Source organism: Klebsiella sp. CN_Kp100 (assembly GCF_040065315.1).
Lineage (GTDB): Bacteria > Pseudomonadota > Gammaproteobacteria > Enterobacterales > Enterobacteriaceae > Klebsiella > Klebsiella oxytoca.
This window is the reverse complement of the sequence record NZ_JBEAIJ010000017.1, coordinates 1-1,166: the sequence shown is the minus strand read 5'-3', so window position 1 is coordinate 1,166 and position 1,166 is coordinate 1. Positions and strand designations below refer to the sequence as shown.

Genomic DNA, 1,166 nt, shown 5'->3' with positions numbered 1-1,166 from the left:
CACGGTGATACCAGATGCTTTTCCCGCTGGCGGTGCCGCGCACCGGTCCGGACTACCCGACCGCGCTGGCCCCGTAGCCCGGGCAAGGCGCGGCTTTACCGCGCCGCCCCCGGGAAGGGGGAAAGGACTACAGCAGCGCTTTCGCTTTCGCGACAACGTTGTCCACGGTGAAGCCAAACTCTTCAAACAGCTGCTCCGCCGGCGCTGACTCACCGAAGGTGGTCATGCCAACGATCGCGCCGTTCAGGCCCACGTATTTGAACCAGTAGTCGGCGATACCCGCTTCGATGGCCACGCGCGCAGAGACCGCTTTCGGCAGCACCGCTTCACGGTAAGCCGCATCCTGCTTGTCGAACGCATCGGTGGACGGCATGGAAACCACGCGCGCCTTCACGCCTTCGGCAGTCAGTTTTTCGTAAGCGGCAACCGCCAGCTCCACTTCAGAGCCGGTGGCGATGAAGATCAGCTCCGGCTGACCGGCGCAATCTTTCAGCACGTAGCCGCCGCGGGCGACGTTCGCCAGCTGCTCTTCGGTGCGCTCCTGCTGCGCCAGGTTCTGACGCGACAGAATCAGCGCGGTCGGGCCGTCCTGACGCTCTACGCCGTATTTCCACGCGATGGCGGATTCCACCTGGTCGCACGGACGCCATGTGGACATGTTCGGGGTGACGCGCAGGGAAGCCACCTGCTCAACCGGCTGGTGCGTCGGGCCGTCTTCGCCCAGACCGATGGAGTCGTGGGTGTAGACCATCACCTGACGCTGCTTCATCAGCGCCGCCATACGTACCGCGTTACGCGCGTACTCGACGAACATCAGGAAGGTGGAGGTGTACGGCAGGAAACCGCCGTGCAGGGCGATACCGTTGGCAATGGCGGTCATACCGAATTCACGCACGCCGTAGTGGATATAGTTACCGGCAGCGTCTTCGTTGATAGCCCTGGAGCCGGACCACAGGGTCAGGTTACTTGGCGCCAGGTCAGCGGAGCCGCCGAGGAACTCAGGCAGCAGCGGGCCGAAGGCTTCAATGGCGTTCTGCGACGCTTTACGGCTGGCGATTTTCGCCGGGTTAGCCTGCAGCTTCGCGATGAATTCGTTCGCTTTCGCGTCGAAATCAGCCGGCATCTCGCCTTTCATACGGCGGGTGAATTCTGCTGCTTCCTGCGGG

1 protein-coding gene is annotated in these 1,166 nt (G+C 63.2%); it reads right to left on the bottom strand.

Features of this window, described 5'->3' with window-relative positions; all coding sequences use genetic code 11:
• Positions 1-127: 127 nt before the first annotated feature.
• The coding region (locus ABLV12_RS08730) for a transketolase C-terminal domain-containing protein (RefSeq protein WP_348866981.1) at positions 128-1,166 on the bottom strand (1,039 nt) is incomplete at its 5' end.